The organism is Streptomyces sp. NPDC034670 (assembly GCF_055574875.1).
Window position 1 is genome coordinate 1 of sequence record NZ_JBVITR010000033.1, and the last position, 25,835, is coordinate 25,835.

A 25,835-nucleotide genomic window follows, 5' to 3' on the forward strand; every position below is an offset into this window, starting at 1 on the left:
GGTGCGCCGGGGGGCGCGGTTGCGCCCACTTCCCCCCCCCCCCCCCCCCCCCCCCTCCCCCCCCCCCCCCCCCCCCCCCCCCCCCCCCCCCCCACCGCCGCGCTCGTCTGCGCCCGGACGCTCCGCCTCGGGCCGCGGCGGCGGCTCGCCGGCCGGCGCGCCGGGGGCGGCGGGTCGGCCGTGCTCGCCGCGCTGCCTGAGTTCCTCGTCGCCTCCGTGCTCGCCACCGTCGTCGGGGTGCAGCTGGGCTGGCTCCCCGCCCTCGGCTGGTACGGGCCGCGGTGGACGGTGCTGCCGGCGCTCGCCCTCGGCCTGCCCGCCGGGGCCGTGCTGGGGCGCCTGCTCGACGACCTGCTGCCCGGCGCCTTCGCAGAGCCCTGGGCGCGGGCCGCCGCCGCCCAGGGGCTGCCCGCCCGGCGCGTCGCCCGCCGCGCCGTGCGCCGCTGCGTGCCCGCGCTGCTGCCGAACCTCGGGCTGTTCGTCGTCGGCCTGACCGGCGGGGCCGTCGCCGTGGAGCAGGTCTTCGACATCCCCGGCCTCGGCCGCACCACCCTTCGGGCCGCCCTCGCCCAGGACCTGCCCGTGCTCCGGACGGGCACCCTCGTCCTCGTCCTGCTCGCGGTCGTCGCCTCCGGGACCTGCCGGCTCGCGGCCCGGCTCCTCACCGGGCCCGCCCTGAGCGACGGGGCCCTGCCCTCCCTGCACCGGCCGGCCCCGCCGGCCCGCCGGCTCCAGCCCCTGGTCCACGGCGGGATCCTGCTCGCCGTGATCGTGCTCGGCCTGCCCCGCGACCCGCTCGCGCTGGACACCGCCGAACGGCTCCGGCCGCCCTCCTGGTCCCACCCGTTCGGCACCGACGCCCTCGGCCGGGACCTGCTCGCCCGGGTCGGGCACGGCGCCCTGGACACCCTGCTGCTCGCCCTCGGCATCAGCGCCGCGGCCCTGTGCGCCGGGGCGCTGCTGGGGCTGCTGCCCCGGCTGTCCGGGCCGCTCGCCGACACGGTGAACGCCGTGCCCCCGGTGCTCGGCGCGCTGCTCGTCACCGCCGCCGTCGGCGGCGGGGCCGCCACCCCCGCGATCGCCGTGGCCGCCGTCGCCTGGACCCCGCTCGCCGCGCACACCTCCGCCCTGCTGCTCCAGGAGCGCGCCACCGGGCACGTCGCGGCCGCCCGGGGCCTCGGCGCGAGCCGCCGGCACCTGCTCCGCCGCCACCTGCTGCCCGCCGTGCTGCCGCCGGTCGTCCGCCACGCGCTGCTGCGGCTGCCCGGCATCGCCCTCGCCCTCGCCTCCCTCGGCTTCCTCGGCCTCGGCGCCCAGCCGCCGTCGCCGGAATGGGGGCTGCTCCTCGCCGAGAACCAGCCCTACGCCGAACGCGCCCCCTGGGCCGTGCTCGCCCCGGCCGCCGCCCTCTCCCTGCTCGGGGCGCTCGCGGTGACCGCGGCGGGCGGGGTGCGGTGGCCGGGGCGGCGGCGCGGACCGCGGGACCGCACGTCCGAGGCGGCGCCCGCACACCCGTCCCCGCTCGTGAAGGCACCGAAGGCACCGAAGGAACCAGTGGAGGCAGCACGGTGACCGCTCTGTCCGCCAACGCGCTCAAGGCGCCGGGCCGTTCCCGGCTCTCGCCGCTGCTGCGGCTGCTGATCCTCACCCAACTCGCCTTCAACCTGGGCTTCTACGCCGTCCTGCCCTTCCTGGCCGCGCACCTGGGCCAGGCCCTGGGCATGGCGGGCTGGCTGGTCGGACTGGTGCTGGGACTGAGGACGTTCAGCCAGCAGGGGCTGTTCGTGGTCGGCGGGGCGCTGGCCGACCGGTACGGCATCCGGCCGGTGGTGCTCGCGGGGTGCGCGCTGCGGATCGCCGGGTTCGTGTGGCTGGGGTACGCCGAGCGGACCTGGGCGGTGATCTGCGCGGTGGTGCTGATCGGGTTCGCCGCCGCGCTGTTCTCCCCGGCCGTCGAGTCCGAGGTGGCCCGGCAGGCGGTGGTGTGGGAGGAGGCGGGCGGCGGGTCCCGTACCCGCGTGCTGGCGCTGTTCACCGTGGCGGGACAGGCCGGGGCGTTCGCGGGGCCGCTGCTGGGGGCGCTGCTGCTGGCGGTGGACTTCCGCATCGCGTGCCTGGCGGGCGCCGGGGTCTTCGTGCTCGTGCTCGCCGGCCACGCCCTGCTGCTGCCGCAGCGCGTACCGGGACGGGACCGCGTCCCGGTCCGCGGCGGACTGCGGCTGGTGCTGCGCAACCGGCCCTTCCTCGGCCTGTGCTGCGCCTACGGCGCTCATCTGCTCGCCTACAACCAGCTGTACCTCGCCCTTCCCCGGGAGGTGGAGCGCGCCACCGGTTCCCAGACCGCGCTGGCCTGGCTGTTCGCGCTGTCGTCGCTGCTGGTGGTGACCGCGCAGCTGCCGGTCACCCGCTGGGTGGGGGAGCGGCTGGCGATGCGCCGGTCCATGGCGGCCGGCCTGCTGCTCGTCGCGGCCGGTTTCGCCGTCGTGGCGGCGGCGCGTCCCGCCGGGTGGTCGGGGGCCGCCGGGCTGGTGCCCGCGGCCGGGTTCGTCGTCCTGCTCACCCTCGGCCAGATGCTCGTCGTGCCCGTGGCCCGCGCCTGGGTGCCCGACCTCGCCGAGGAGGGCCGGCTCGGCCTCTACACCGGGGCGCTGTCCTCGGTCTCCGGCCTGATCGTCCTGCTCGGCAGCTCGGCGACCGGGACACTGCTGGACGCGGGGCTGCCGCCGGCGGTGCCGTGGCTGGCGCTGGCCGCGGTGACGGCGCTGGCGGCGGGACTGCTGCCGAGGCGCCCGTGACCGCCTCGCACCCCGCTCACCCGCCTCGTCCCGTCTCGTCCCGTCTCGTCCCGCACGCCGCTCAGCGGCCTCGCCCCGTCCCGTCCCGCGGCCCCGCCCAGTGGTCCCACCCCGTCCCGTCCACGCCCCGCCCGGCCGCCGCGCGTCACCCGGCGACCAGCTCCCGCGCGCCTTCCCCCACCCCGGCGGCGGCCGGGCCCTCCGCCCGCACCCGCGACGTCCGCCACAGCCACCGCACATCGCGTCCGAACGACCACACCAGCAGCCCCAGCGCCAGCGCCACCACGCCGACGCCGACCGCGTGCGGCAGCAGGTCCGCGCCCGCCAGCAGCAACAGCACGCCCTGGAGCGCGGCCACCGTCTTGCGGGCCGTGCTGGGCGGGAGCGGCGCCGTCAGCCAGGGCCACACGCGCGCCGCCGCGACGAAGACGTACCGCATCGTGCCGATCAGCAGCACCCACGGGCCCATCGCCGTCGCCACGTACACGCTCAGCACCAGGATCAGGAACGCGTCCACCTCCATGTCGAAGCGGGCGCCCAGCGGGGTCGACGTACCGGTCCTGCGCGCCACCTTCCCGTCCACGCCGTCGAGGATCAGCGCCACGGCGGTCAGGCCGACGAGCAGGGAGACGGGCGGTGAGTCCTGGAAGGAGTCGGCGACCAGCGCCGTCACACCGCCGACGAGAGCGGCCCGCCCCAGGGTGACCCGGTTGGCCGCGCCGAAGGAGCGCGGCCGGGACCGGTGCAGGGCCCGGGAGAGCACCGCCCAGGTGGCGACCGCGAACGCGAGGCCGGTCAGCCAGCCCGCCGGGCCCATGCCGACCGCCGTGCCGATCAGGGCCAGCAGCAGGATCTGCACGCCCGCCCCCACGGCGGTCTCCTGCTGGACGAGCCTCGCGTCGTAACTGTTGTTCAGGGCCACCGAACACCCTCCGGCCGTGTGACAGAGTCGATCGACGCCGCTACCTTGTGCGCGGCCTGTGCACCCCTCGGTACGCGCGCAGCTTTCCGATCGTTCAGGAGGACCTCGATGAACCGCACCGCCCGTGCGTTCTGGCTCGACTCGCCCGGACGAGGGGTGATCCGCGAGGTCGGCCTGCCGGCTCCGGGCGAGGGCGAGGTGCTGGTGCGCTCGCTCTGCTCCGGGGTGAGCCGCGGCACGGAGACGCTCGTCTTCCGCGGCGAGGTGCCGGAGAGCCAGCACGCGGCCATGCGGGCGCCGTTCCAGGAGGGCGACTTCCCGGGGCCGGTGAAGTACGGCTACCTCAACGTGGGGGTGGTGGAGGAGGGACCCGAGGAGCTCACCGGCCGGACGGTCTTCTGCCTCTACCCGCACCAGACGCACTACGTCGTCCCGGCGAGCGCCGTCACGCCCGTCCCGGACGGCGTGCCCGCCGGACGGGCGGTGCTGGCCGGCACCGTGGAGACCGCCGTCAACGCGCTGTGGGACGCGGCGCCGCTGGTCGGCGACCGGATCGCCGTCGTCGGCGGCGGCATGGTCGGCTGCTCGGTGGCCGCGCTGCTGGCCCGCTTCCCCGGGGTGCGCGTCCAGCTCGTCGACGCCGACCCGGCGAGGGAGAGGACCGCCGGGGCGCTCGGCGTCGGCTTCGCCCTCCCCGGGGACGCGCTCGGCGAGTGCGACCTGGTGGTGCACGCCAGCGCCACCGAGCAGGGGCTGGGCCGGGCCCTGGAACTGCTCGCCCCCGAGGGCACGGTCGTCGAACTGAGCTGGTACGGCGACCGGAAGGTGAGCCTCCCGCTGGGCGAGGCCTTCCACTCGCGGCGGCTGACCGTCCGCGGCAGCCAGGTCGGCACGGTCTCCCCGGCCCGCGCGAACCGCAGCTACGCCGACCGGCTCGCCCTCGCCCTCGACCTGCTCGCCGACCCCGCGTTCGACGCCCTCGTCACCGGCGAGTCCGCCTTCGAGGACCTGCCCGGCGTCCTGCCGGAGCTCGCCTCCGGGACGCTCCCGGCCCTGTGCCACCGCATCCGGTACGGCACCCCGTGACGCGGAAGGGGACGGCGCACCGTTCCCCTCCGGCTGCCGTGCCCGTACGCCCCCCGGCGCGGCGCCCCCCTCGCCGCGGGAGACGCGCGCACGCCCGGTCCGGGGCGACCGCGGGCCCGGTCCGGGACGCGCGTACGCCTGGCCTGAGAAAAGGCGTACGCCTGACCTGAGAAAAGACGGCGGGGGCACTGAACACGGGAAGGAACCCGGCCGTACTACACGGCATCCCCGGCGGAGACCGGCCGGGGGACAGACGCGCCGCACCTGGAGGGTCGTCCGTTGTTCAGCATCACCGTCCGCGATCACATCATGATCGCCCACAGCTTCCGCGGCGAGGTCTTCGGACCGGCCCAGCGCCTGCACGGGGCCACGTTCCTGGTGGACGCCACCTTCCGGCGCGAACAGCTGGACGAGGACAACCTCGTGGTCGACATCGGATTGGCCACGCAGGAACTCGCGGCCGTCGTCGGCGAGTTGAACTACCGCAACCTCGACAACGAGCCCGACTTCTCGGGGATCAACACCTCCACCGAGTACCTGGCCAAGGTCGTCGCCGACCGCCTCGCCGAACGCATCCACAAGGGGGCGCTGGGCGAGAACGCCCAGGGCATCGCCGGCATCACCGTCACGCTGCACGAGTCGCACGTCGCCTGGGCGAGTTACGAGCGTGCCCTGTGACCGACACGACCATCGACCGGGCCCGCCTGGGCTACGTGCCCCGGCAGGCGTCCCACCCGAGGAACGACGGGATCATCCCCATGTCTCTGCGCACGGTGCACTTCGTGATGCCGGGCGGTGTCGACGACCCGGCCGCGCCGAGCGGCGGCAACGCCTACGACCGGCGGGTGTGCCTGGACCTGCCCGGCTTCGGCTGGCAGGTCGCCCGGCACGCCGTGGCCGGCGGCTGGCCCCGCCCGGACTCCGCCGCCCGCGCCCGGCTCGCCCGCACCCTGCGCGAACTGCCGGACGGCGCTGTCGTCCTGCTCGACGGGCTGGTCGCCTGCGGGGTCCCCGACATCGTCGTCCCGGAGGCGGAACGGCTGCGCATGGCCGTCCTGGTCCACCTCCCGCTCGGCGACGAGACCGGGCTGGAGGCCGCCCTGGCCGCCGAACTGGACGCCCGCGAGCGGGCGGTGCTGCGGGCGGTGTCCGCCGTCGTCGCCCCCAGCGACTGGGCGGCGCGCCGCCTGGTCTCCCACCACGGCCTCGCCCCCGAACGGGTGCACGTCGCCGCCCCCGGCGCCGACATCGCCCCCCTGGCGCCCGGCACCGACGGGGTGTCCCGGCTGCTGTGCGTGGCCTCGGTGACACCGCGCAAGGGGCAGCACCGGCTGGTGGAGGCGCTGGCGTCCGTCGCCGACCTGCCGTGGACCTGCACCTTCGTCGGCCGGATCACCCAGGACCCCGACTACGTCGACCAGCTGCGGGCCCGGATCCGCGGGCACGGCCTCGAGGACCGGCTGGAGCTGGCGGGACCCCGCTCCGGCGCCGCACTCGACGCCAGCTACGCCGCCGCCGACCTGATGGTCCTCACCTCGTACGCGGAGACGTACGGCATGGCGGTCACCGAGGCGCTGGCACGCGGCATCCCGGTGCTGGCCACCGACGTCGGCGGGCTGCCCGAGGCGGTCGGCCGGGCACCCGACGGCTCCGTGCCCGGCATCCTCGTCCCGCCGGAGGACCCCGCGGCCCTCGCCGCCGAACTGCGCTGCTGGTTCGGCGAGGCCGACGTGCGGCGCCGGCTGAAGGCCGCCGCCCGCGGCCGGCGCGCCGCGCTCGGCGGCTGGGCGAGCACCGCGCAGAGCCTGGCCGCGGTCCTGCGCCGGCTCCCGGCCGGACCCCGGAGGGCGGCATGACCGAACCGGCGACCACCACGCGGCACGGCGGCGCGGTTCCGGCCCGGCCCGGTCCCCGGGACGCCGCGGAGGGCCGGACCGGCCGGCGGGGGGACGGCACGGCGCCCGAGGACACCGCCGCCCGGTACTCCGTCATCCCCGGCGCCGGTCCCGCGCCCGGCCCGGGGGAGGAGGGCACCCTGCGCCTGCGCGAGGGCGGGGCGCTCCGGGAGGGCGAGGGCGCCGGGGAGCCGCCCCGTTACGCGCCCGAGTGGCTCCGGCTGCGCGAGCCCGCCGACGCCGCCGCCCGCGCGCACGACCTGATCGACCCGCTGCGCATCCGGCTCGCCAACCTGCCGCGGCGGGCCGGCGGCCTCGTCGTCCACGACATCGGGTGCGGCACCGGTTCGATGGGCCGCTGGCTCGCGCCCCGCCTGGACGGCGCCCAGCACTGGGTCCTGCACGACCGCGACCCCTACCTGCTGCACTTCGCCGCCGTCGCCTCCCCGCGCTCCGCCGCCGACGGCAGCCGCGTCACCGTCGAGACCCGGCGCGGCGACGTCGCCCGGCTCACCGCGGACGCGCTGGCCGGTGCCTCCCTGGTGACGGCGTCCGCGCTGCTCGACGTCCTCACCCGCGAGGAGGTCGGGGTCCTCGCCGCCGCCTGCGCCGGAGCCGGCTGCCCGGCCCTGCTCACGCTGTCCGTCGCCGGACGCGTGGAGCTGACCGCGCCGCACCCGATGGACGAGGAGATCACCGAGGCGTTCAACGCCCACCAGCGCCGGGGCGGTCTGCTCGGCCCGGACGCGGTCACGGTGGCGGCGGAGGCGTTCGGCGAGCACGGCGCGACGGTACGGCTGAACCCCAGCCCCTGGCGGCTCGGCCCCGGGCAGGCCGAGCTGACCGCGCAGTGGCTGCGGGGCTGGGTCGGCGCGGCGGTCGAGGAGCGGCCCGCGCTGGCGGAGCGCGCCGACCGCTACCTGGCCGAGCGCCTGGCGGCCTGCGCGGCGGGGGAGCTGCGGGCCGTCGTCCACCACAGCGACCTGCTCGCCCTGTGCCGGCCGGTGGACGGGGCCGCGTGAGCGTGCGGACGGCCCGCCCCGCCGGTACGGGGACCGCCGGGGCGGGGGCCCCCGTACCGGCCGCGCCGGGCGGAGCCGCCCCCCGCGGCCTGCCGGCCCGCCTCACCGGCCGTGCGGTGCGCGCCCGCCTCGGCACCCTCGCCGGGGCCGTCCTGCTCGCGGTCCTGGTGTGGCGCCTGGGCACCGGCGCCTTCCTGGAGGGGCTGCGCCGCATCGACGGGCCGACGCTGCTCGCGGCGCTCGGCATCGGGCTGGTGACCACCGTCTTCAGCGCCTGGCGCTGGGCGCTGGTGGCCCGGGGCATCGGGATCCGGCTGCCGCTCGGCCCGGCCGTCGCCGACTACTACCGGGCCCTGTTCCTCAACGCGGCGCTGCCCGGAGGCGTCCTCGGCGACGTCCACCGGGCGGTGCGGCACGGGCGGAGCGCCGGTGACCTGGGGCGCGGGGTGCGGGCGGTGGTCCTGGAGCGGGCCGCCGGGCAGCTCGCGCTGTTCGCCGCCGGGGGCGCGGTGCTGCTGACGGCGCCGTCCCCGGTGCGGGACGGGGTCCGGAGCGCCGCCGGGCCGGCCGCCCTGGCCGCGCTGGGCGCCTGCGCCGTCGTGCTCGCCCTGCGCATGAACCGGGCGCCGGCGCGCCGCGGCCGGGTGCCGCGCGGGATGCTCGCCGAGGCGCGCGCAGGGCTGTTCTCCCGGCGCAGCGCGCCCGGTGTCCTCGCCTCCTCCGCCGTCGTGCTGGCCGGCTACGTCGCGATGTTCGTGCTCGCCGCCCGGGTCGCCGGGGCCGGTGCCTCCGTGGCCGAGCTGCTGCCGCTCGCCGTGCTGGCGCTGCTCGCCATGGCGCTGCCGCTGAACGTCGGCGGCTGGGGGCCCCGGGAGGGCGTCACCGCCTGGGCGTTCGGCGCCGCCGGGCTCGGGGCGGGCCAGGGGCTCGCCGTCGCGGTGGTCTACGGGACGCTCAGTCTCGCGGCGAGCCTGCCCGGGGCGGTCGTGCTCGTCGTCCGCCGGCGCGCGGGGCGGCGCGCCGGGGCCCGGAGCGCCGCCGCGTCACCCGGCGCGCGGCGGGGCGCCTACCCGCGCCCGCCGTCGTCCGCCGAGCCGGCCGCCGTGTCCGCCGCGCCGGCCTCGGAGGTCAGCAGCGAGAAATACGCGCCGAAGGAATCCGCCAGGCTCGCCAGCAGTTTCTTCCCCTTTTCCGCCGAACCCAGCGAGGGACGGCCGATGACACCGGAATCGGTATAGGCGGCCATGCCGAGGGAGAGCAGATGACGCCGGTCGTCCGCGACCGAATCGGAGGTCTCGTAACCGGGCCGGAGCAATTCGGGATGAGTGTGCAGAAGGACGGAGGTCTCGATTTCCCCCGCGTGCATGTCGGTGAGCAGCGAGGTGACCACACCGGCCCGCCGCCGCGCCGTCTCCCAGTCCTCCGGGGCCGGGAACAGCGCCGTGCGCTCGCCGCGCGCGGAGGCCTCCTGGACGACGTTGCCGAGGACGTAGTTCCCGCCGTGCCCGTTGACCAGCACCAGGGCGTCCACGCCCGACCGGCGCAGCGAGTCGGCGATGTCCCGCACCACCGCGTGAAGGGTCACGGAGGAGAGGGAGACGGTCCCCGGCCAGGCCGCGTGCTCGTGCGAGCAGGAGATCGTCACCGGCGGAAGGAGGTGCACCGGATACGCGTCGGCGATCTCCCGCGCGACGGCGCAGGCGACCAGGGTGTCGGTCGCCAGCGGCAGGAACGGACCGTGCTGCTCGTAACTCCCGACGGGAAGGACCGCGACCTGCCGTGAGACGGAGGCGCCCCGCGTCCGTACATCCTCCGTAGTGTCCGTCGGCAGCAGACCGTACTCCGGGCCGTACGCCGCCGACCGCTTTTGCGAACCACCCATATCGTCACGGCCTTTCGTCTCCGCTCAGGACTGAGGAACTCGAGAATCATGACAGAAAAAGTAGGCGTGCTCGGCAAGAAGGCTCCGCAGCGGAGCGGTGTGGAACGCGTCGTGAATGCGCCGCTGCCCACCGTGTACGGGAAATTCCAGGCCGTCGGTTACCTGGACCACGACCGCGGTGACGAACAAGTGGCCCTGGTGTACGGCGACATCGGCGCGGACGACGTCCTCGTCCGGCTGCACTCGGAATGCCTGACGGGCGACGCCTTCGGCTCCCAGCACTGCGAGTGCGGCGACCAGCTGGCCTCGGCGCTGCGCGCGGTCGTCGCCGAAGGAGCGGGCGTGGTCGTCTACTTGAGGGGGCACGAGGGCCGCGGCATCGGACTGCTCGCCAAGCTGCGGGCGATGGCCCTGCAGGCGGAGGGCCTGGACACCGTCGAGGCGAACCTCGCCCTCGGCCTGCCGGTGGACGCCCGCGACTACGCCGTCGCCGCCGGGATGCTCCGGGACCTGGGCGTGCGGTCGGTGCGGCTGATGTCCAACAACCCGCGCAAGCGGGAGGCGTTGGTGCGGCACGGCATCCGGGTCGCCGAGCAGGTGCCGCTGCTGATACCGCCGTGCGAGAACAACATCACCTACCTGCGCACCAAGCGGGAACGCCTCGACCACCACCTGCCCCACCTCGACGCGGTGGCGCACTGGTCCTGACCGGCCCGCGGGCCGCGCCCGCGCTCAGTCCGCCACGGCGTCGTGCACCAGCCGTCTGAGGTCCCCGAACACCGGACCGGGGGACCTGGGCCGCACCTGCGTGTAGAACTGCACGGTCAGGTCGCGGCCCGGGTCGACCCAGAAGGTGGTGGTGGCCACCCCGCTCCAGCCGTACGTGCCCGGGCCGGCCGGGTCCCGGGTGCGGGAGGGGTCGACGACGACCGAGACGCCGAGCCCGAAGCCGACGCCGTCGTTGCCGGGGTCGTCGTGCGCGGGGCGGCTGCCGAAGGCGCGCAGATCGGCGCCGCCGGGGAGGTGGTTGCGGGTCATCAGGTCCACGGTCCGCGGGGAGAGCAGCCGCACGCCGTCGAGTTCGCCGCGCCGGCGCAGGAACTCCGTGAACCGGTGCATGTCGCGCGCGGAGGCCACCATCCCCCCGCTGCCGGACAGGAACCGGGGCCGTCCCCGCAGCGGTGGCCCGGCGACGGGCTCGATGCCCCCGTCCTCCGTCTCCCCGTACAGCTCCGCGAGCCGTCCCGCCTGCTCGTCGGTGACCTGGAACCCGGCGTCCGCCATCCCCAGCGGCCGAAGGACCCGCTCGGCGAGGAAGGCGTCCAGCGGCTGCCCGGACACCACCTCGACGATCCGCCCCAGCACGTTGGAGGCGACCGAGTAGTTCCACTGCGTCCCCGGGTCGAACTGCAGCGGAAGGCGCGCGTACCGGTCGACGGCCTCGGCGAGCGAGTCCCCCGGCACCGCCGACGACTCCAGCCCGGCCGCCCGGTACAGCGCGTCCACGGGGTGGGCGTGGTAGAAGCCGAAGGTCAGCCCGGCGGTGTGGGTCATCAGGTGCCGGACGAGCAGGGGCCCGGCGGCCGGCCGGGTCCGCACGCCGGCGCCGGACCCGCCCTCGTACACCCGGGGCGCGGCGAAGGCCGGCAGGTGCCGCCCCACCGGATCGTCCAGCGACAGCCGTCCCTCCTCCACCAGCGTCAGCGCGCCCACGGACACCACCGGCTTGGTCATGGAGTAGATCCGCCACAGCGTGTCGCTGCGGACCGGCAGCCCGGCCGCGACGTCCCGCGCCCCGTACGCCGTGAGGTGCGCGACCCGCCCGCCCCGGGCGACGGCGACGAGGAACCCGGGCAGCCGCCCCTCGTCGACCCACCGCGCGCAGTGCCGGTCCAGGCGCTCCAGGGCCCCGGGGTCCAGTCCCGCCTCGTCCGGCTCGGTCTCCCGTGCCAGCGCCGCCATCGCTCTCCTCCGATCGCGCTCCCCGCGGGGCCCGCGTACCCCCGCGGGCGCCGTCGGGAACGCGGACCCCGCGCGGTGCGTTGACCGGGGTATGACTCAGGACGCCGAGCGGAACGCACTGCTCTCGCTGCTCTCCGAGGGAAACAGCGGCGTGCTCGTCACGCTGAAGCGCGACGGGCGGCCCCAGCTGTCGAACGTCAACCACGCGTACTACCCCGACGAGCGGGTCGTGCGCGTCTCGGTCACGGACGGCCGGGCCAAGACCCGCAACGCGCGGCGGGACCCGCGGGTGTCCTACCACGTCACCACCCCCGACCGGTGGGCCTACACGGTCGCCGAGGGCACCGCCGAGTTCACGGCGGTCGCCGGGGACCCGTACGACGAGACGGTGGAGGAACTCGTCCGGCTGTACCGCGACGTCAGCGGCGAGCACCCCGACTGGGACGACTACCGCGCCGCGATGGTCCGCGACCGGCGGCTGGTGCTGCGGCTGCGGGTGGAGCGGGCGTACGGGATCCCGCGGCGCGGCGGGTCGTAGGCCCCCGCCGCGCCGGGCGCCCGGCGGGCCGCCGGCCGCGGCCGGCGTTCACGGCCGGGTGTTCCACTCCGCGACCACCGGCCTGCCGTGTTCCAGCGACAGCCGGCTCAGCGTGCCCGTCTCCAGGCGGAACAGGCGCCCCTCGACCGGCGGCAGGCCCAGGCGGCGGGCGGTCAGCACGCGGAGCAGGTGGCCGTGGGCCACCAGCATCACGTCGCCCTCGCCGAGCGCCCCGGCCACCCGGTCCAGCACCCGGTCGGCGCGCTCGCCCACCTGCTCCACCGACTCGCCGGGGAGGTCCGGGCCGGGGGGCACGCCGTCGGACCACAGGTCCCAGCCGGGCCGGGTGCGGCGGATGTCCGCGGTGGTGATCCCCTCGTAGCCGCCGTAGTCCCACTCCCGCAGGTCCGGCTCCGGCATGGCCCCGGCCAGGCCGGCGAGTCCGGCGGTGCGCCGGGCGCGGACCAGCGGGCTGGTGAGGACCAGCGCGAAGGACTGGCCCGCCAGGAGCGGGACGAGGGACCTGGCCTGGGCCTCACCGTCCGGGGTCAGCGGCAGGTCGGTCCGGCCGGTGTGCCGGCCCGTCCGGCTCCACTCCGTCTCGCCGTGCCGGGCCAGCAGCAGGTCCCCCACGACCGCTACGCCTTCCTCACCGACTCGACCGCGTGGCCGCCGAACTGCTTGCGCAGCGCCGCGACCATCTTCATCTGCGGCGAGTCCTCCTGGCGGGAGGAGAACCGCGCGAACAGCGAGGCGGTGATCGCCGGCAGCGGCACGGCGTGGTCGACGGCGGCCTCCACCGTCCAGCGTCCCTCACCGGAGTCCTCGGCGTAACCGCGCAGCCGCTCCAGGTGCTCGTCCTCGTCGAGGGCGTTCACCGCGAGGTCGAGCAGCCAGGAGCGGATGACGGTGCCCTCCTGCCAGGAACGGAACACCTCCCGGACGTTGTCCACCGAGTCGGCCTTCTCCAGCAGCTCCCAGCCCTCGGCGTAGGCCTGCATCATGGCGTACTCGATGCCGTTGTGGACCATCTTCGCGAAGTGGCCCGCACCGACCCTGCCCGCGTGCACGAAACCGTACGGGCCCTCCGGCTTGAGCGCGTCGAAGACCGGCCGCAGCCGGTCCACGTGCTCCTGGTCGCCGCCGACCATCAGGGCGTAGCCGTTCTTCAGTCCCCACACACCTCCCGAGACGCCCGCGTCGACGAAGCCGATGCCCCGGGCGCCCAGCTCCCGGGCGTGCCTCTCGTCGTCCGTCCAGCGGGAGTTGCCGCCGTCGACGACGACGTCGCCGGGCCGGAGCAGGCTCGACAACTGGTCGATGACCTGCTGGGTGACGGATCCGGCGGGGACCATGACCCAGACCGCGCGGGGCCTGTCGAGCCGGTTGACCAGGTCGGACAGGTGGCCCACGTCCGAGCGTTCCGGGTCGGTGTCGTAGCCGACGACGGTGTGGCCGGCGTTGCGGAGGCGCTCCCGCATGTTGCCGCCCATCTTGCCGAGACCAACAAGACCGATCTGCATGTCAGTTCACTCCCTGAGTTCGCGGTAGGCGGCCACCGGCGCGGCCGTGGACGGGGCGGCGGCCGAAGACCCGGGGGCCTTCGGCGGGGACGGGCCCGACGCGCCGGGCGGGGACCCCGCCCGGTTCCGCGCCCCGCCGGCCGGAGGAGCCGGCGTCCCGGACCGCGCCCCGCACGGGCACCTCGTGCGCGTACGGGGCGCCGGGCCGGCCGGGCGCCGACGGGCCGGCGGCGAACGGCTCGCGCGGACCGGGCCGCGGCGGCGGGTCCGCGCGGTGGTCCTCCGGGGCGGCCCGCCGGGTCGGCTCGGGGGCGTCAGGCACGGGCGGGGACCTCCTCGCCGGCCTCGCCGCGCAGGGCGACGGCGTACATCTCGTCCGCGTCCAGACGCCTGAGCTCCTCCGCGATGAGTTCGGAGGTGGCGCGGATCTTCAGCGCCATCCGGCGCGGCGGCTGGCCCGGCAGGGACAGCGTGGCCAGCGGGCCCTCGGGACGGTCGATGACGAGTTCGCCGTCCGCGGCGCCGAGACGGACCGCCGTGACGGCCGGCCCGTCGGTCACCACCCGGTCGACGGTGATCCGCAGCCGCGCCTCCAGCCAGCGCGCCAGCAGTTCGGCGGCCGGATTGTCGGCCTCGGCCTCCACGGCCGCCGAGGTCACCGTCACCGGGGCCTGGTCCAGGGCGGCCGCCAGCAGGGAGCGCCACGGCGTCAGCCGGGTCCAGGCGAGGTCGGTGTCCCCCGGCGCGTAGGAGCGCGTGCGCGCCTCCAGGACCTCCGCGGGGTCCTCGACCGCGTACAGGTCGGTGATCCGGCGCTGGGCCAGCGCGCCCAGCGGGTCCCTCGCCGGGTCCAGCGGGGCGTCGACCGGCCACCACACCACCACCGGGGCGTCCGGGAGCAGCAGCGGCAGCACCACCGAGTCGGCGTGCTCGGAGACCTCGCCGTAGGTGCGCAGCACTACCGTCTCGCCGGTGCCCGCCTCCGAGCCGACGCGGACCTCCGCGTCCAGCCGGGAGCGGGTGCGCTCGCGCGGGGTGCGGGCGTTCCGCCTGATGACGACCAGGGTGCGCGAGGGGTGCTCGTGCGAGGCGTCCTCGGCCGCCTTGATCGCGTCGTAGGCGTTCTCCTCGTCCGTCACGATGACCAGGGTGAGGACCATGCCCACGGCCGGCGTGCCGATGGCCCGGCGGCCCCGCACCAGCGCCTTGTTGATCTCGCTCGCCGTGGTGTCGGTCAGATCGATCTTCATGGCCTGCGCCAGCTCCGTCCGTCTCGCTCGAGCATCTCGTCGGCTTCCGCGGGTCCCCAGCTGCCCGAGGCGTACCGGGCCGGCCTGCCGTGCGACGCCCAGTACTCCTCGATCGGGTCGAGGATCCTCCAGGACTCCTCCACTTCCTGGTGACGGGGGAAGAGGTTGGCGTCCCCCAGCAGGACGTCGAGGATCAGCCGTTCGTACGCCTCCGGGCTGGACTCGGTGAAGGACTCGCCGTAGGCGAAGTCCATCGACACGTCCCGGATCTCCATCGACGTGCCCGGCACCTTGGAGCCGAACCGCACGGTGACGCCCTCGTCCGGCTGGACCCGGATCACGATGGCGTTGGAGCCCAGCTCCTCGGTGGCGGTGGTGTCGAAGGGGGAGTGCGGCGCCCGCTGGAAGACCACCGCGATCTCGGTGACCCGGCGGCCCAGCCGCTTGCCGGTGCGCAGGTAGAAGGGGACGCCCGCCCAGCGGCGGTTGTCGATGCCCAGCTTGACCGCCGCGTAGGTGTCGGTCGTGGAGGAGGCGTCGATGCCCTCCTCCTCCAGGTACCCGCGCACCTTCGCGCCGCCCTGCCAGGCACCGGTGTACTGCCCGCGCACGGTGTCCCGGCCGAGGTCCTCCGGCAGCCTCACCGCCCGCAGGACCTTCAGCTTCTCGGTGAGCAGCGCGTCCGCGTCGAAGGAGGCGGGCTCCTCCATCGCGGTGAGCGCGAGCAGCTGCAGGAGGTGGTTCTGGATGACGTCGCGGGCGGCGCCGATGCCGTCGTAGTAGCCGGCCCGGCCGCCGATGCCGATGTCCTCGGCCATGGTGATCTGCACGTGGTCCACGTAGGACCGGTTCCAGACGGGCTCGAACAGCTGGTTGGCGAAGCGCAGCGCCAGGATGTTCTGGACCGTCTCCTTGCCCAGGTAGTGGTCGATCCGGAAGACCTGTTCCGGGGCGAACACCTCGTGGACGATCGCGTTCAGCTCCTGGGCGGACCGCAGGTCGTGGCCGAAGGGCTTCTCGATCACCGCGCGCCGCCAGGACCCCTCGGGGGCGTCGGCCAGTCCGTGCTTCCTCAGCTGCCGCACGACCTTCGGGAAGAACCGCGGCGGCACGGAGAGGTAGAAGGCGTAGTTGCCGCTGGTGCCCCGGGACGCGTCCAGCTCCTCGATGGAGGCGCGCAGTTGCTTGAAGGCCGAGTCGTCGTCGAAGTCGCCCGGGACGAACCGCATCCCCTCGGCGAGCTGCTGCCAGACCTCCTCGCGGAAGGGGGTGCGAGCGTGCTCCTCGACCGCGTCGTGGACCACCTGGGCGAAGTCCTGGTTCTCCCAGTCCCGGCGGGCGAAGCCGACCAGGGAGAAGCCCGGCGGCAGCAGGCCGCGGTTGGCGAGGTCGTACACGGCCGGCATCAGCTTCCTGCGCGACAGGTCGCCCGTCACGCCGAAGATGACCAGGCCCGACGGCCCCGCGATGCGGGGCAGGCGGCGGTCGCGGGGGTCGCGCAGGGGGTTGGCCCAGCCGGCCGCGGGGGCACGGAGCGCCGCGCCGGTCCGGGGCGCCTTCCGCTCCCCGGCCGCCGCGGTGCCGGCCCGCGGTTCGGTGGTCTCGTCGGTCATTCCGCGTCAGCTCCCATGCTGTGGGGTGACTTCGTCACCGCGTCGAGCAGGTCCTTCCCGTACCGGGTGTCCCGGCGCGCCGGATTCAGCCGTTTGCCGGTCCGCGACCGGCGAGGGGGGACGGGGAAGGGGGACGCCGGGACGGGGCGCCGCACCGGGGCGGCCCGCCGGACGGGTGGGCTGGACCGGCGCATCCTCGTCGGCCGGTCGCCGCGGTGCTCCCGCGCTCACGGGTGCTTCGGTCACTGTGATCGTCTTCTTTCCCGCGGCCGCCTCGACCGCGCGCGGAGGTGGGGGCTTCCTCGTGCAGGTGTCCGGCGGGGCCGGTGCGTCCCCGCGTCACCTGTGAACCGGTACCACGTCGGCCCCCCGCCGGCTCCGACCGCAACGCGGGCCCGCACGGTCGGAGCCGGCGCCCCGGACACCGGTCCACCCCGACGGGTGAGCGCGGGGCCGTGCGGGCGCCGGGCGGACGGCCGGAGCGTTCCCGGTGCCGGCCGGCACGCCGGTCGTCCCGGACGATCTCGATCACCACCCTTCTCGCTCAGCGGCGAGTACCGCGGAACCGCGCCGGTCATGCCGTCGCCCGGTCCGTCCCGCCGCGCGGTGCGTCGTCGCCGTCCCGGGCGCCGCGAAGCTCCCGGACACGCGGAAGGGGCCCCACGCACGCGTGGGGCCCCTTCCGCGGCCGGGGAGACCGGTGCGGGGACGCTCAGCGGCCGAAGGTGAACCAGTTGACGTTCACGAAGTCCGACGGCTGACCGCTGGTGAAGGTCAGGTAGACGTCGTGCGTGCCCGTGACGGGGCCGATGTTCGCCGGGACCGTCCGCCACGACTGCCAGCCGCCGGTGTTGCCCACCGCGAAACTGCCGAGGGGCGCGTTGCCCCGGTTGTCCAGGCGCACCTCCACCAGGCCGCTGACGCCGGGCGCCGCGCCGCTCGCCACCCGCGCGGAGAACTGGCGCGCCGGGGTGGAGCCGAAGTCGACGCCCTTGAAGTGCAGCCAGTCGCCGTTGGCCAGCGCGCCGACGTTCTGGCCGCCGCCGGTGTCCGACGTCGTCTCCGTCATCGTGCCGGACTGGCCGTCGTAGGACTCGGCCTGGATGGTGCCGTAGGCGTCGCGGTTCCCGGTCGGCGGGGGCGTGGTGCCGCCGCCCCCGGAGGTCAGCACCTGGACGTAGTCGACCAGCATCGAGTGGCCGGGCCGGGTGCCGGCGTCCGGGCCGCCGCCGAAGGCGTCGGGGAACCCGCCGCCCATCGCCACGTTGAGGATGATGAAGAAGCCGTGGTCCGTGGCGTTCGACCAGGTGGTCGCGTCGACCTGGTTCTCCCGCACGGTGTGGAAGGTGTGGCCGTCGAGGGAGAAGCGGATCTCCTCCACGCTCGTGGAGCGGTCCCACTCCATCCGGTAGGTGTGGAAGCCGCCCTGGCACGTCGTGCCCTGGCAGGTGGTGGAACCGCCGATGCCGCTGTTCTCGTTGCAGGGACCGCCGGGCGCGGTGCCGCAGTGCATGGTGGCGAACACGGTGTTGTTGCCCTGCGTGTTCTCCATGATGTCCAGCTCGCCGACCGCGGGCCAGTTCCAGTAGTTGCCCCGGTAGGGCGCGCCCAGCATCCAGAACGCCGGCCAGTAGCCCCTGGCGGCGGCCCCGCTCACGTCGGGCGTCCGGATGCGTCCCTCGACGCGCAGCTTGCCGCCCGCCGGGGGCTGGAAGTCGGTGCGGTTGGTCTCGATGCGGCCGGAGGTCCAGTTGCCCGAGGCGTCGCGCCGCGGGGTGATGCGGAGGTTGCCGTTGCCGTCGAGGGAGACGTTGTCCCTGCTGGACGTCATCGTCTCGATCTCGCCGGTGCCCCAGTTGGCGGGGCCGCCCGGGTAGCCCTTGCCGGTCGCGTACTGCCAGCGGGAGGTGTCGACGCCGCTGCCCGCGGGGCCCTCGAAGTCGTCGACGAAGACCTGGTTCCAGCCCGAGGGGGGAGGCGGCGCGGAAGCGCTCGCGGCCGGGGCGGCGGCGGTCGCGGCGGCCGCCGCGAGGCCCAGCGTGCTCACGACGGCGAGGAGCGCCCGCCGCACGGGGCGGGGTCTGCGGGAGGTGCGGGGGGTGCCGGAGGGGTCGCTCATGTGGGGAGGCCTCTCGGATGCGGAGGATCGGGGCGGGGAGTGCGCCGGGAGCGCGGACCCATGTCCTGAGAGCGCTCTCAGAGTGACGCCAATGTGCTCCGCGGCCCTTCCGTCGTCAAGAGGTGTGACCGGGAAAGTCCTTGCCGGCGGCGGGAGTTCACCTCATGAAGGACGCGAGGGGGCGGAACCGCGCCGCGGCGGGGGCCGGGCGGCCCGCGCCCGTCGGTGCGCGGGGAGGCCGTGGCCGGCGCGCCCGCACCCGGTGGCGCCGGCGCGCGTCGGACCCGGCCGGTCCCCGCCCGGTGCCGGTGACGAGCCGGTGCGCCGGGCGCCGCGGGTAAGGTCGTCGGGGTGCCGGTCGACAGCACCCCGGTCCGGGCCGGTGACCGGGCGGTGCCGCGGAAGGGTGCAGAGGTGAGGCTGACGATTCTGGGCGGCGGGGGATTCCGCGTGCCGCTGGTGTACGGGGCGCTGCTCGGGGACCGCGCCGAGGGACGGGTGACCCGGGTCGTGCTGCACGACCCGGACGCCGCCCGGCTGCGCGCGATCACCCGTGTCCTGGCCGAGCAGGCGGCCGCGGTGCCCGACGCCCCGGACGTCACCGCCACCGGGGACCTCGACGAGGCGCTGCGCGGCGCCGACTTCGTCTTCTCCGCCCTGCGCGTCGGCGGCCTGGAGGGCCGGGCGCACGACGAACGGGTCGCGCTCGCCGAGGGCGTGCTCGGCCAGGAGACGGTCGGCGCGGGCGGCATCGCCTACGGCCTGCGCACCGTGCCCGTCGCCGTCGACATCGCCCGGCGGGTGGCCCGGCTCGCCCCCGACGCCTGGGTCATCAACTTCACCAACCCCGCCGGCCTGGTCACCGAGGCCATGTCCCGCCACCTGGGCGACCGCGTCATCGGCATCTGCGACTCGCCGGTGGGCCTCGGCCGCCGCATCGCCCGGGTGCTCGGCGTGGACCCCGGCGAGGCGTGGATCGACTACGCCGGCCTCAACCACCTCGGCTGGGTGCGCGCGGTGCGCGTCGCCGGCCGCGACGAACTGCCGCGCCTGCTCGCCGACCCCCACCTGCTCGGCTCGTTCGAGGAGGGCAGGCTCTTCGGCGCCGACTGGCTGCGGTCCCTGGGCGCGATCCCCAACGAGTACCTGCACTACTACTACTTCACCCGGGAGGCGGTGGAGTCCGCCCGGCGGGCTGGGCGGACCCGGGGGGCCTTCCTGCTCGACCAGCAGGCCCGGTTCTACGCCGCGGCGGACGACCCCGGCGTCCCGGCACTGGAACTGTGGAACCGCACCCGCGCCGAACGCGAGGCCACCTACATGGCCGAGAACCGCGAGACCGCCGGCGCCGGGGACCGCGAGGAGGAGGACCTGTCCGGCGGCTACGAGAAGGTGGCCCTCGCCCTGATGCGGGCCATCGCCCGCGACGAGCGCACCACCCTGGTCCTCGACGTCCGCAACCGCGGCGCCCTCGCGCCGCTGGACGCGGAGGCCGTCGTCGAGGTCCCCTGCCGCGTGGACGCGAGCGGCGCGCACCCCGTCCCCGCCGGCCCGCTGCCCGACCACGCCACCGGCCTGGTGTGCGCCGTCAAGGCGGCCGAACGCGCGGTGCTCGCCGCCGCCGAGTCCGGCTCCCGCGCCGCGGCGCTCAAGGCGTTCGCGCTGCACCCGCTCGTCGACTCCGTGAACGTGGCCCGCCGGCTCGTCGACGGCTACACCGCCGTCCACCCCGGCCTCGCCTACCTCACCTGACCCGCGCGGGAACACCCGCTCCGGACCGGCCGGCCCGCCCCCGTGCCGGCGGCGGGCCGACCCGGCCCCCGGCCCTCCGTGCCTTCCGGGCTTTCCAAGTCCCGGCCCTCTCCGACGAGTTCGTCGGCGGGCCGGACCCGCCGCGGCCCGCGCCCCCCGGAAGCCGCCGGTGGTGCGCACGACGGCGGTTCCTCCTTGTCCCGCGGGCGCGGATGTGATCTCGTGGTGTCGTTCGCGATCGCTGGAGGGGCGACGGATGACGGCTGGGACCGGTGGCGGGCACCTGTGGGCCATCAGCGACCTGCACATCGGCTACGAGGAGAACCGCGCCCTGGTCGAACGGATGCGGCCCGAGTCGGACGGGGACTGGCTGCTGGTGGCCGGTGACGTGGCGGAGACCGTGGAGGACGTGCGCTGGGCGCTCAAGACCCTCTCCGGCCGGTTCGCCCGGGTCGTCTGGGTGCCCGGCAACCACGAGCTGTGGACCCATCCGAGCGACACCGTCACCCTGCGCGGCGCCGCCCGCTACGAGCACCTCGTCGAGCAGTGCCGCGAACTGGGCGTGATCACCCCCGAGGACCCCTACCCGGTCTGGGACGGCCCCGGCGGCCCGGTGGCCGTCGCCCCGCTGTTCCTGCTGTACGACTACTCGTTCCTGCCGGCCGGGTGCGCCACCAAGGACGAGGGACTGGCGTACGCGCACGGCACCGGCGTCGTCTGCACCGACGAGCACCTGCTGCACCCCGACCCGTACCCGAGCCGGGAGGCCTGGTGCCGGGCCCGGGTCGCCGCGACCGAACGCCGGCTCGCCGCACTGCCGGAGGGCCTGCCCCTCGTCCTCGTCAACCACTACCCGCTGCACCGGCACCCCACGGACGTCCTGTGGTACCCCGAGTTCGCCCTGTGGTGCGGCACCACGCTGACCGACGACTGGCACCGCAGGTTCGACGTCCGCGCCGTGGTCTACGGCCACCTGCACATCCCGCGGACCACCTGGCAGGACGGCGTCCGCTTCGAGGAGGTGTCGGTGGGCTATCCCCGCGAGTGGCGCAAGCGGAAGCAGCCGCCGGGCAGACCGCGCAGGATCCTGCCCCGGGAGGAGGGCGACCGGTGATCGAGGAACTGCTGCCGCGGACGGTGGTCGCCGTGGAGGCCTACGGCGACGACGGCACCGACGCCCCGCTGTACCCCGAGGAGGCGGCGCTGCTGACGCGGGCGGTGCCCAAGCGCCGCCGGGAGTTCACCGCCGTACGCTCCTGCGCCCGCCGCGCCATGCGGAAGCTCGGCGTGCCCGCACGGCCCGTGCTGCCCGGCGAGCGGGGGGCCCCGGTCTGGCCGGACGGGCTGGCCGGCAGCATGACCCACTGCGAGGGCTACTGCGCCGCCGCTCTCGTCCGCGCCACCGACCTGGCCTCCCTCGGCATCGACGCCGAGGTGCACGCGCCGCTGCCCGAGGGCGTCCTGGCCGCCGTGTCCCTGCCCGGGGAGGCGGAGCGGATCGGGCGGCTGTCCGGGGAGCGCCCCGCGGTGCACTGGGACCGGCTGCTGTTCAGCGCCAAGGAGTCCGTCTACAAGGCGTGGTTCCCGCTCACCGGGAAGTGGCTGGACTTCGACGAGGCCGACATCGACCTCTTCACCGACCCCGGCGAGCGGACCCGCGGCGGTTTCCGGGCCGCGCTGCTCGTCCCCGGCCCCCGGGTGGGCGACCGCCGCGTCGGCCACTTCGACGGCCGCTGGACCGCCGAGGGGGGACTGGTCGCGACGGCGGTCGCGGTACCGCGGGGCTGACCGCGGCGTGTCCCGGCGACCGTCCGCGGCCCGCCGGCCGGGTGCGGCCGGCGGCTTTGCCGGGCCGGCCGGTCACGACCCGGGGCACCAGTCCCGCACCATGCGGAAGAACTCCTCCTCGGCGCCGGTCAGCCCCGCCCTGGCCAGGGCGGCCTCCGCCTCGGCGAGGACGGCGGGCGGCACGACCGGGGGCCCCGGGGCGTCCGGCGGGCCGGACGGCGCGTCGAAGGCGGCGCGCACCGTGTGCAGCAGCCGCAGATAGGCCTGGACGGCGGTGCGCTCGCGGTCGGTCAGTACGGCGCTGGGCATCGCTCGGCTCTCCCCGTGTCGTGGTCGTGGTCCCCGCGCCCCGTACGGAGGGGGCGCGCCTCCAGCTTGCCGCCCGCCACTGACAACCGGGTTCCGCCCCGCCCCTCTCCGCCCGCCCGGCGGAGAGGGACGGCGAAGGGGAAGTGGGGGAGAGGAGCCTCGCGCGCCGGGGCGCGGAACCGGCGCGCCCGCCTGCCGCGTCCGCGGACGCCGCCTCAGCCCTGGGGGCCCAGGTAACCCAGCGACGCCTCGATCCGGCCCGCCAGGTGATCCCGCTGCACCGGCCCCCGCAGCGACGAACCGGCGAGCCACGTGCGGCACTTGCTGGCGAGCAGCAGACCGAAGGCCTCGGCCTCCTTCTCGTCGGCGAGGTCGAAGCGGGTGCGTGCGGCGACCCTCAGGACGGTCGCCCGCAGGGTCTCCTCGTCGGTCTCCTCGCCGAGTAAGCGCGTCGCGACCTCGGCGCCCTGGAGGTGACGGCCGCAGTGCCCGGCCTTCATGTGCCACAGCTCGTGGCCCAGGATCACCAACTGGTGGTCGGGGGCCGTGCGTTCCTCGACCACGACGAGGTCCCGGTCCGCCATGTCGAGCCACAGCCCGCTCGCGGTCCCCGGCGGGAACGCGGCCGTACGGAACTGCACGGGCCGGCCGCGGCGCCTGCTCATCCCGTCGCACAGGGCGGCGTACAGGTCGGCGGGCCGGGCCGGGACGGGGAGCGTCAGTTCCGCCACCAGCTCACCGCACAGGCGGCGCATTTCCCTACCGATGCCCACAGTTCTCCCCGGTCACGACTCGGGCCGCTGGACGTTCTCCAGGAGCATGTCCAGCCACTCGGCGACCTTGTCGCGGTGCTGGTCGGTGGGCAGCTGGGCGGCCCGCCACGCGATCCCGCGCACCCCGTGGTCCTGCAGCAGCCGCTCCAGCGGGTCGGCGGCCGCCGCGGCCGCCTCCCGCTCGCGGTCCGCGAGCTTCTGCAGCAGTTCCTGCTCGGTGTGCTGGAGCGCGCTCGCGAGCGCTTCGGGGTCCTCGGCGGTGAGGAAGCCGGCGTGCACCCGGAAGAACCGCTGGATGGCGTCGCAGTGCTCCATGGTGGGGCGCCGGTCGCCGTTGATCAGGGCGCCGGCCTGCTGCCGGGACATGCCCGCGCCGTCGGCGATCTCCTGCTGCGTGTACCTGCGGCCGTTCGGCTTCAGGCGGGTGCGGCGCAGCAGGTCCAGCCGCTGCACGAACCGGGCCTGCACATCGGGCTCGCCCGCGGGCCGGCCGCTCAGCAGTGCCTTGACCACGGACTCCGGGACACCGGAGGCGGCGGACAGCCGGCCGACGTCGAAGACCTCGGCGTGCGGTACGCCGAGCCGGTCGGCGAGTGCGGTGACGCGGGCGACGACGGCCGGCAGCGCGGTCGTCGGCGCGGTGCCCGGACCCTCGAAGCCACCCGTCACCGACAGATCTCCTACGTCTCTCACAGGCTTCTCACAAACGGTTGCCGTGAACTTCACGGAGACTAGCCGGTGGTTCGAACTCACATCCAGGTCTCGCCACAACTGTGGCCAATTCCAGCCGTCAACCGGCATGGAATGCCACGATAGTTGACATGCCGCGCGTCGGGACTGGAGGATCGGGGCGCCGCGTCAGGGCCGCACAGGCAAGAGGGGTGACCTCCCGATGACTTATCAGGCAGGAGGGCAGCGGCCGGCACCGCGGCCCGCCCACGGGACTCCCGAGACCCGGGCCTATCTGGCGGACTACGCCGTGTTCCTCGAAGCCGTGCCCTTCCCCTCCCTGGTGGTCGACCACCGCTGGGACGTGCTGCTGACCAACAGTGCTTTCCGGACACTCTTCCGAGATGTCGAACCGCATCCGACGGCCCTGCCGACCGACAACTTCCTCCGGTTCGTCCTCTTCCACCCGGACGCCGCCACGGTCCTCGGCGACCACGAGTCCAGCTGGTGCCTGCCGATGCTGGCCCACTTCGCCCAGTCCGTCGAGCGGTACGGGCACGATCACGGGCTGCAGGCCATCCGCCGTGACATCGCCCAGGACCCGATCATGGAGGCCGCCTACCGGCACGGTCTGCCGCACTGGCTGCGGGTCGTCGGCGAGCAGGCCGCCGAACACGACGGCGCCGTGCGACCGCTGCTGCACCCCGACCCGCGCTGGGGCGCCACCGACTGCCGGGTCCTCGCGGAGACCACCAGGACCCTGGCGGGCATGGACTGCACCCGGCTGACGCTGGTCCTGCACGAGGCGCGCCGGGCCCCCGCGCGCGGCCGCCGGGCCCGCCGCGCCGCCTCCCACCTCAGGGTGGTCCCGGCCGCCGACTGAGCGGCACGCGCCGCGCCGGCGCGGGCGCACACCCCCGGCGGGCGGCGCGGGTGCGACCGGACCGGGAGGACCGCGGCGGCCGGTGCCGTCCCCATCGGTACGCACCCGTACCGATACGGTGGTGTACCGATACGTTCCCGTATCGGTACACTGCCGTACCGGTGGGCGGGGCGCGCCGGGGCGCACACCCCGGGGCGGCGCACTCGCCGCCGAGAGGACAAGGGACGCGGGGAACCGGGGCGAGGAAGGGCGGGCCGATGACGTCGCAGACCGCGGACCGGGCCGAACCGGTCGGCACCCCGCGCCGCTCCAGGATCACGCCCGAGCGCGAGCGGGAGTTCTTCGACGCCGTACTGCACCAGATCCGCGAGCGCGGCTACGACGCCGTCACCATGGACGGGATCGCCGCCAGCACGCGGTGCAGCAAGTCCACGCTCTACCGGCAGTGGCGGACCAAACCCCGGTTCGTCGCCGCGGCCCTGCGCGCCAGCCGGCGGGCCCGGCTCGCCGGCATCGACACCGGGACGCTCGCCGGGGACCTGCGCGAGGCGGCGCGGCGCGCGGGGCAGTGGTCGGTGAAGGACACCACGCTGCTCCAGGCGCTCGGGCACGCGGTCCTTCAGGACCGCGAACTGGCACGGGCGCTGCGCGAGGCGCTGGTCGAGCCGGAGACCGCCGCGCTGCGGGAGATCGTCCGGCGCGGTGTCGAGCGCGGGGAGGTCGAGGCCGGGAACCCGGCGCTGGAGCACATCCCGGCCCAGATCTTCGGCGTGCTGCGGGTCCGGCCCGTCCTGGAGGGGCGCAACGCCGACCCGGACTACCTGCTCCGGTTCGTGGAGGCCGCCGTACTGCCGGCCCTCGGCCTCCGATGAGACCCGGGCCGCCGCCCACGGGATGACCGGGCGGCGGACCGGCCGCGCCGCACCGTGGGGACGGGGGCGGCGCGCACCACCCGGCCGGGGGGGGGGGGGGGGGGGGGGGGGGGGGGGGGGGGGGGGCGGGAGGGGGGGGGGGGGGGGGGGGGGGGGGGGGGGGGGGGGGGGGGGGGGGGGGG

Annotated in this window: 23 protein-coding genes and 2 pseudogenes; 14 read left to right on the forward strand and 11 right to left on the reverse strand. The window is 75.8% G+C overall.

Annotated features, from left to right (window positions below; genetic code table 11):
• Positions 1-93 precede the first annotated feature (93 nt).
• Positions 94-1,572: pseudogene (locus ACZ56B_RS21175) on the forward strand (ABC transporter permease subunit); the annotation flags it as partial.
• The gene (locus tag ACZ56B_RS21180) at positions 1,569-2,795 is read left to right on the forward strand and encodes an MDR family MFS transporter (RefSeq protein ID WP_468792557.1); all 1,227 of its coding nucleotides are present in this window, start codon (positions 1,569-1,571) and stop codon (positions 2,793-2,795) included. The pseudogene ACZ56B_RS21175 and the gene ACZ56B_RS21180, both read left to right, overlap by 4 nt.
• Positions 2,796-2,940: 145 nt before the next feature.
• Here the strand turns inward: ACZ56B_RS21180 and ACZ56B_RS21185 are convergent, their stop codons facing one another.
• Positions 2,941-3,717, reverse strand: coding sequence for a CDP-alcohol phosphatidyltransferase family protein (locus ACZ56B_RS21185; RefSeq protein ID WP_468792562.1), 777 nt, complete (start codon positions 3,715-3,717; stop codon positions 2,941-2,943).
• Between the two features lie 108 nt (positions 3,718-3,825).
• On the opposite strand from ACZ56B_RS21185, the gene ACZ56B_RS21190 reads away from it, so the two are divergent.
• The 5 genes and pseudogenes from ACZ56B_RS21190 to ACZ56B_RS21210 all read left to right on the forward strand — a co-directional run.
• Positions 3,826-4,803: a zinc-dependent alcohol dehydrogenase gene (locus ACZ56B_RS21190; protein ID WP_468792566.1), complete on the forward strand. Its 978-nt coding sequence runs from the start codon at positions 3,826-3,828 to the stop codon at positions 4,801-4,803.
• Positions 4,804-5,082: 279 nt separating this feature from the next.
• Positions 5,083-5,481 carry a 6-pyruvoyl trahydropterin synthase family protein gene (locus ACZ56B_RS21195; RefSeq protein ID WP_468792571.1) on the forward strand — a complete coding sequence of 133 codons (399 nt, stop codon included), beginning with the start codon at positions 5,083-5,085 and terminating at the stop codon, positions 5,479-5,481.
• Entirely contained in the window at positions 5,478-6,659 is a 1,182-nt protein-coding gene (locus tag ACZ56B_RS21200; protein ID WP_468792575.1) for a glycosyltransferase family 4 protein, read from the forward strand. Before ACZ56B_RS21195 ends, ACZ56B_RS21200 begins: the two co-directional genes overlap by 4 nt.
• The gene (locus tag ACZ56B_RS21205; RefSeq protein ID WP_468792579.1) at positions 6,656-7,720 is read left to right on the forward strand and encodes a class I SAM-dependent methyltransferase; all 1,065 of its coding nucleotides are present in this window, start codon (positions 6,656-6,658) and stop codon (positions 7,718-7,720) included. Before ACZ56B_RS21200 ends, ACZ56B_RS21205 begins: the two co-directional genes overlap by 4 nt.
• A 167-nt stretch (positions 7,721-7,887) precedes the next feature.
• Positions 7,888-8,625, forward strand: a pseudogene (locus tag ACZ56B_RS21210) (lysylphosphatidylglycerol synthase transmembrane domain-containing protein); the annotation flags it as partial.
• 161 nt (positions 8,626-8,786) lie between these two features.
• On the opposite strand, the gene ACZ56B_RS21215 reads toward ACZ56B_RS21210, so the two are convergent.
• Positions 8,787-9,602, reverse strand: a complete 816-nt coding sequence (locus ACZ56B_RS21215) for a creatininase family protein (protein ID WP_468792583.1) — start codon at positions 9,600-9,602, stop codon at positions 8,787-8,789.
• A gap of 48 nt (positions 9,603-9,650) precedes the next feature.
• Between ACZ56B_RS21215 and ribA the strand changes: the two genes are divergently transcribed.
• Positions 9,651-10,310 carry a GTP cyclohydrolase II gene (gene ribA / locus ACZ56B_RS21220; protein WP_468792588.1) on the forward strand — a complete coding sequence of 220 codons (660 nt, stop codon included), beginning with the start codon at positions 9,651-9,653 and terminating at the stop codon, positions 10,308-10,310.
• 24 nt (positions 10,311-10,334) lie between these two features.
• Here ribA and ACZ56B_RS21225 read toward each other — a convergent pair whose 3' ends face one another.
• Complete coding sequence (locus tag ACZ56B_RS21225) at positions 10,335-11,564, reverse strand: serine hydrolase domain-containing protein (RefSeq protein WP_468792592.1); 1,230 nt, start codon at positions 11,562-11,564, stop codon at positions 10,335-10,337.
• A gap of 91 nt (positions 11,565-11,655) precedes the next feature.
• On the opposite strand from ACZ56B_RS21225, the gene ACZ56B_RS21230 reads away from it, so the two are divergent.
• On the forward strand, positions 11,656-12,102 hold the full coding sequence (locus ACZ56B_RS21230) for a PPOX class F420-dependent oxidoreductase (protein ID WP_468792596.1): 447 nt from the start codon (positions 11,656-11,658) through the stop codon (positions 12,100-12,102).
• Positions 12,103-12,150: 48 nt separating this feature from the next.
• Here the strand turns inward: ACZ56B_RS21230 and ACZ56B_RS21235 are convergent, their stop codons facing one another.
• The 5 genes from ACZ56B_RS21235 to ACZ56B_RS21255 all read right to left on the reverse strand — a co-directional run bounded on the left by ACZ56B_RS21235 (position 12,151) and on the right by ACZ56B_RS21255 (position 18,607).
• On the reverse strand, positions 12,151-12,735 hold the full coding sequence (locus tag ACZ56B_RS21235; protein WP_468792601.1) for a histidine phosphatase family protein: 585 nt from the start codon (positions 12,733-12,735) through the stop codon (positions 12,151-12,153).
• Between the two features lie 5 nt (positions 12,736-12,740).
• On the reverse strand, positions 12,741-13,625 hold the full coding sequence (gene gnd / locus ACZ56B_RS21240) for a phosphogluconate dehydrogenase (NAD(+)-dependent, decarboxylating) (RefSeq protein WP_468792606.1): 885 nt from the start codon (positions 13,623-13,625) through the stop codon (positions 12,741-12,743).
• 314 nt (positions 13,626-13,939) lie between these two features.
• Positions 13,940-14,875, reverse strand: coding sequence for a glucose-6-phosphate dehydrogenase assembly protein OpcA (gene opcA, locus ACZ56B_RS21245; protein WP_468792611.1), 936 nt, complete (start codon positions 14,873-14,875; stop codon positions 13,940-13,942).
• Positions 14,872-16,488 carry a glucose-6-phosphate dehydrogenase gene (gene zwf / locus ACZ56B_RS21250; protein WP_468792616.1) on the reverse strand — a complete coding sequence of 539 codons (1,617 nt, stop codon included), beginning with the start codon at positions 16,486-16,488 and terminating at the stop codon, positions 14,872-14,874. The genes opcA and zwf overlap by 4 nt, the downstream gene beginning before the upstream one ends.
• 712 nt (positions 16,489-17,200) lie before the next feature.
• Complete coding sequence (locus ACZ56B_RS21255; protein ID WP_468792620.1) at positions 17,201-18,607, reverse strand: glycoside hydrolase family 16 protein; 1,407 nt, start codon at positions 18,605-18,607, stop codon at positions 17,201-17,203.
• 414 nt (positions 18,608-19,021) lie between these two features.
• Between ACZ56B_RS21255 and ACZ56B_RS21260 the strand changes: the two genes are divergently transcribed.
• The 3 genes from ACZ56B_RS21260 to ACZ56B_RS21270 all read left to right on the forward strand — a co-directional run bounded on the left by ACZ56B_RS21260 (position 19,022) and on the right by ACZ56B_RS21270 (position 22,147).
• Positions 19,022-20,359 carry a 6-phospho-beta-glucosidase gene (locus tag ACZ56B_RS21260; protein WP_468792625.1) on the forward strand — a complete coding sequence of 446 codons (1,338 nt, stop codon included), beginning with the start codon at positions 19,022-19,024 and terminating at the stop codon, positions 20,357-20,359.
• 256 nt (positions 20,360-20,615) lie between these two features.
• Entirely contained in the window at positions 20,616-21,473 is an 858-nt protein-coding gene (locus tag ACZ56B_RS21265; RefSeq protein WP_468792629.1) for a metallophosphoesterase family protein, read from the forward strand.
• A complete protein-coding gene (locus ACZ56B_RS21270) occupies positions 21,470-22,147 on the forward strand; it encodes a 4'-phosphopantetheinyl transferase family protein (RefSeq protein WP_468792633.1) in 678 nt (225 codons plus the stop codon). Before ACZ56B_RS21265 ends, ACZ56B_RS21270 begins: the two co-directional genes overlap by 4 nt.
• Positions 22,148-22,219: 72 nt before the next feature.
• Here ACZ56B_RS21270 and ACZ56B_RS21275 read toward each other — a convergent pair whose 3' ends face one another.
• The 3 genes from ACZ56B_RS21275 to ACZ56B_RS21285 form a co-directional block, all read right to left on the reverse strand.
• Complete coding sequence (locus ACZ56B_RS21275; RefSeq protein ID WP_468792637.1) at positions 22,220-22,456, reverse strand: hypothetical protein; 237 nt, start codon at positions 22,454-22,456, stop codon at positions 22,220-22,222.
• Between the two features lie 215 nt (positions 22,457-22,671).
• On the reverse strand, positions 22,672-23,211 hold the full coding sequence (locus tag ACZ56B_RS21280; protein ID WP_468792807.1) for a toxin-antitoxin system, toxin component: 540 nt from the start codon (positions 23,209-23,211) through the stop codon (positions 22,672-22,674).
• 30 nt (positions 23,212-23,241) lie between these two features.
• Positions 23,242-23,898, reverse strand: coding sequence for a helix-turn-helix domain-containing protein (locus ACZ56B_RS21285; RefSeq protein ID WP_468792642.1), 657 nt, complete (start codon positions 23,896-23,898; stop codon positions 23,242-23,244).
• Between the two features lie 223 nt (positions 23,899-24,121).
• Here ACZ56B_RS21285 and ACZ56B_RS21290 point away from each other — a divergent pair, with 223 nt between their 5' ends.
• Both ACZ56B_RS21290 and ACZ56B_RS21295 read left to right on the forward strand, forming a co-directional pair.
• Positions 24,122-24,781, forward strand: a complete 660-nt coding sequence (locus ACZ56B_RS21290; RefSeq protein ID WP_468792646.1) for an MmyB family transcriptional regulator — start codon at positions 24,122-24,124, stop codon at positions 24,779-24,781.
• A gap of 257 nt (positions 24,782-25,038) precedes the next feature.
• Positions 25,039-25,653 carry a TetR/AcrR family transcriptional regulator gene (locus ACZ56B_RS21295; RefSeq protein WP_468792651.1) on the forward strand — a complete coding sequence of 205 codons (615 nt, stop codon included), beginning with the start codon at positions 25,039-25,041 and terminating at the stop codon, positions 25,651-25,653.
• Positions 25,654-25,835: the final 182 nt, after the last annotated feature.

Excerpts from the sequence above, each read along its gene's own strand:
- ACZ56B_RS21295 (WP_468792651.1), top strand. The coding sequence starts at position 25,039 with ATGACGTCGCAGACCGCGGACCGGGCCGAACCGGTCGGCACCCCGCGC.
- ACZ56B_RS21190 (WP_468792566.1), top strand. The coding sequence starts at position 3,826 with ATGAACCGCACCGCCCGTGCGTTCTGGCTCGACTCGCCCGGACGAGGG.
- ACZ56B_RS21275 (WP_468792637.1), bottom strand. The coding sequence starts at position 22,456 with ATGCCCAGCGCCGTACTGACCGACCGCGAGCGCACCGCCGTCCAGGCC.
- ACZ56B_RS21230 (WP_468792596.1), top strand. The coding sequence starts at position 11,656 with ATGACTCAGGACGCCGAGCGGAACGCACTGCTCTCGCTGCTCTCCGAG.
- ACZ56B_RS21280 (WP_468792807.1), bottom strand. The coding sequence starts at position 23,211 with ATGCGCCGCCTGTGCGGTGAGCTGGTGGCGGAACTGACGCTCCCCGTC.
- ACZ56B_RS21225 (WP_468792592.1), bottom strand. The coding sequence starts at position 11,564 with ATGGCGGCGCTGGCACGGGAGACCGAGCCGGACGAGGCGGGACTGGAC.
- ACZ56B_RS21255 (WP_468792620.1), bottom strand. The coding sequence starts at position 18,607 with ATGAGCGACCCCTCCGGCACCCCCCGCACCTCCCGCAGACCCCGCCCC.
- ACZ56B_RS21205 (WP_468792579.1), top strand. The coding sequence starts at position 6,656 with ATGACCGAACCGGCGACCACCACGCGGCACGGCGGCGCGGTTCCGGCC.
- ribA (WP_468792588.1), top strand. The coding sequence starts at position 9,651 with ATGACAGAAAAAGTAGGCGTGCTCGGCAAGAAGGCTCCGCAGCGGAGC.
- ACZ56B_RS21290 (WP_468792646.1), top strand. The coding sequence starts at position 24,122 with ATGACTTATCAGGCAGGAGGGCAGCGGCCGGCACCGCGGCCCGCCCAC.
- ACZ56B_RS21215 (WP_468792583.1), bottom strand. The coding sequence starts at position 9,602 with ATGGGTGGTTCGCAAAAGCGGTCGGCGGCGTACGGCCCGGAGTACGGT.
- zwf (WP_468792616.1), bottom strand. The coding sequence starts at position 16,488 with ATGACCGACGAGACCACCGAACCGCGGGCCGGCACCGCGGCGGCCGGG.
- ACZ56B_RS21265 (WP_468792629.1), top strand. The coding sequence starts at position 20,616 with ATGACGGCTGGGACCGGTGGCGGGCACCTGTGGGCCATCAGCGACCTG.
- gnd (WP_468792606.1), bottom strand. The coding sequence starts at position 13,625 with ATGCAGATCGGTCTTGTTGGTCTCGGCAAGATGGGCGGCAACATGCGG.
- opcA (WP_468792611.1), bottom strand. The coding sequence starts at position 14,875 with ATGAAGATCGATCTGACCGACACCACGGCGAGCGAGATCAACAAGGCG.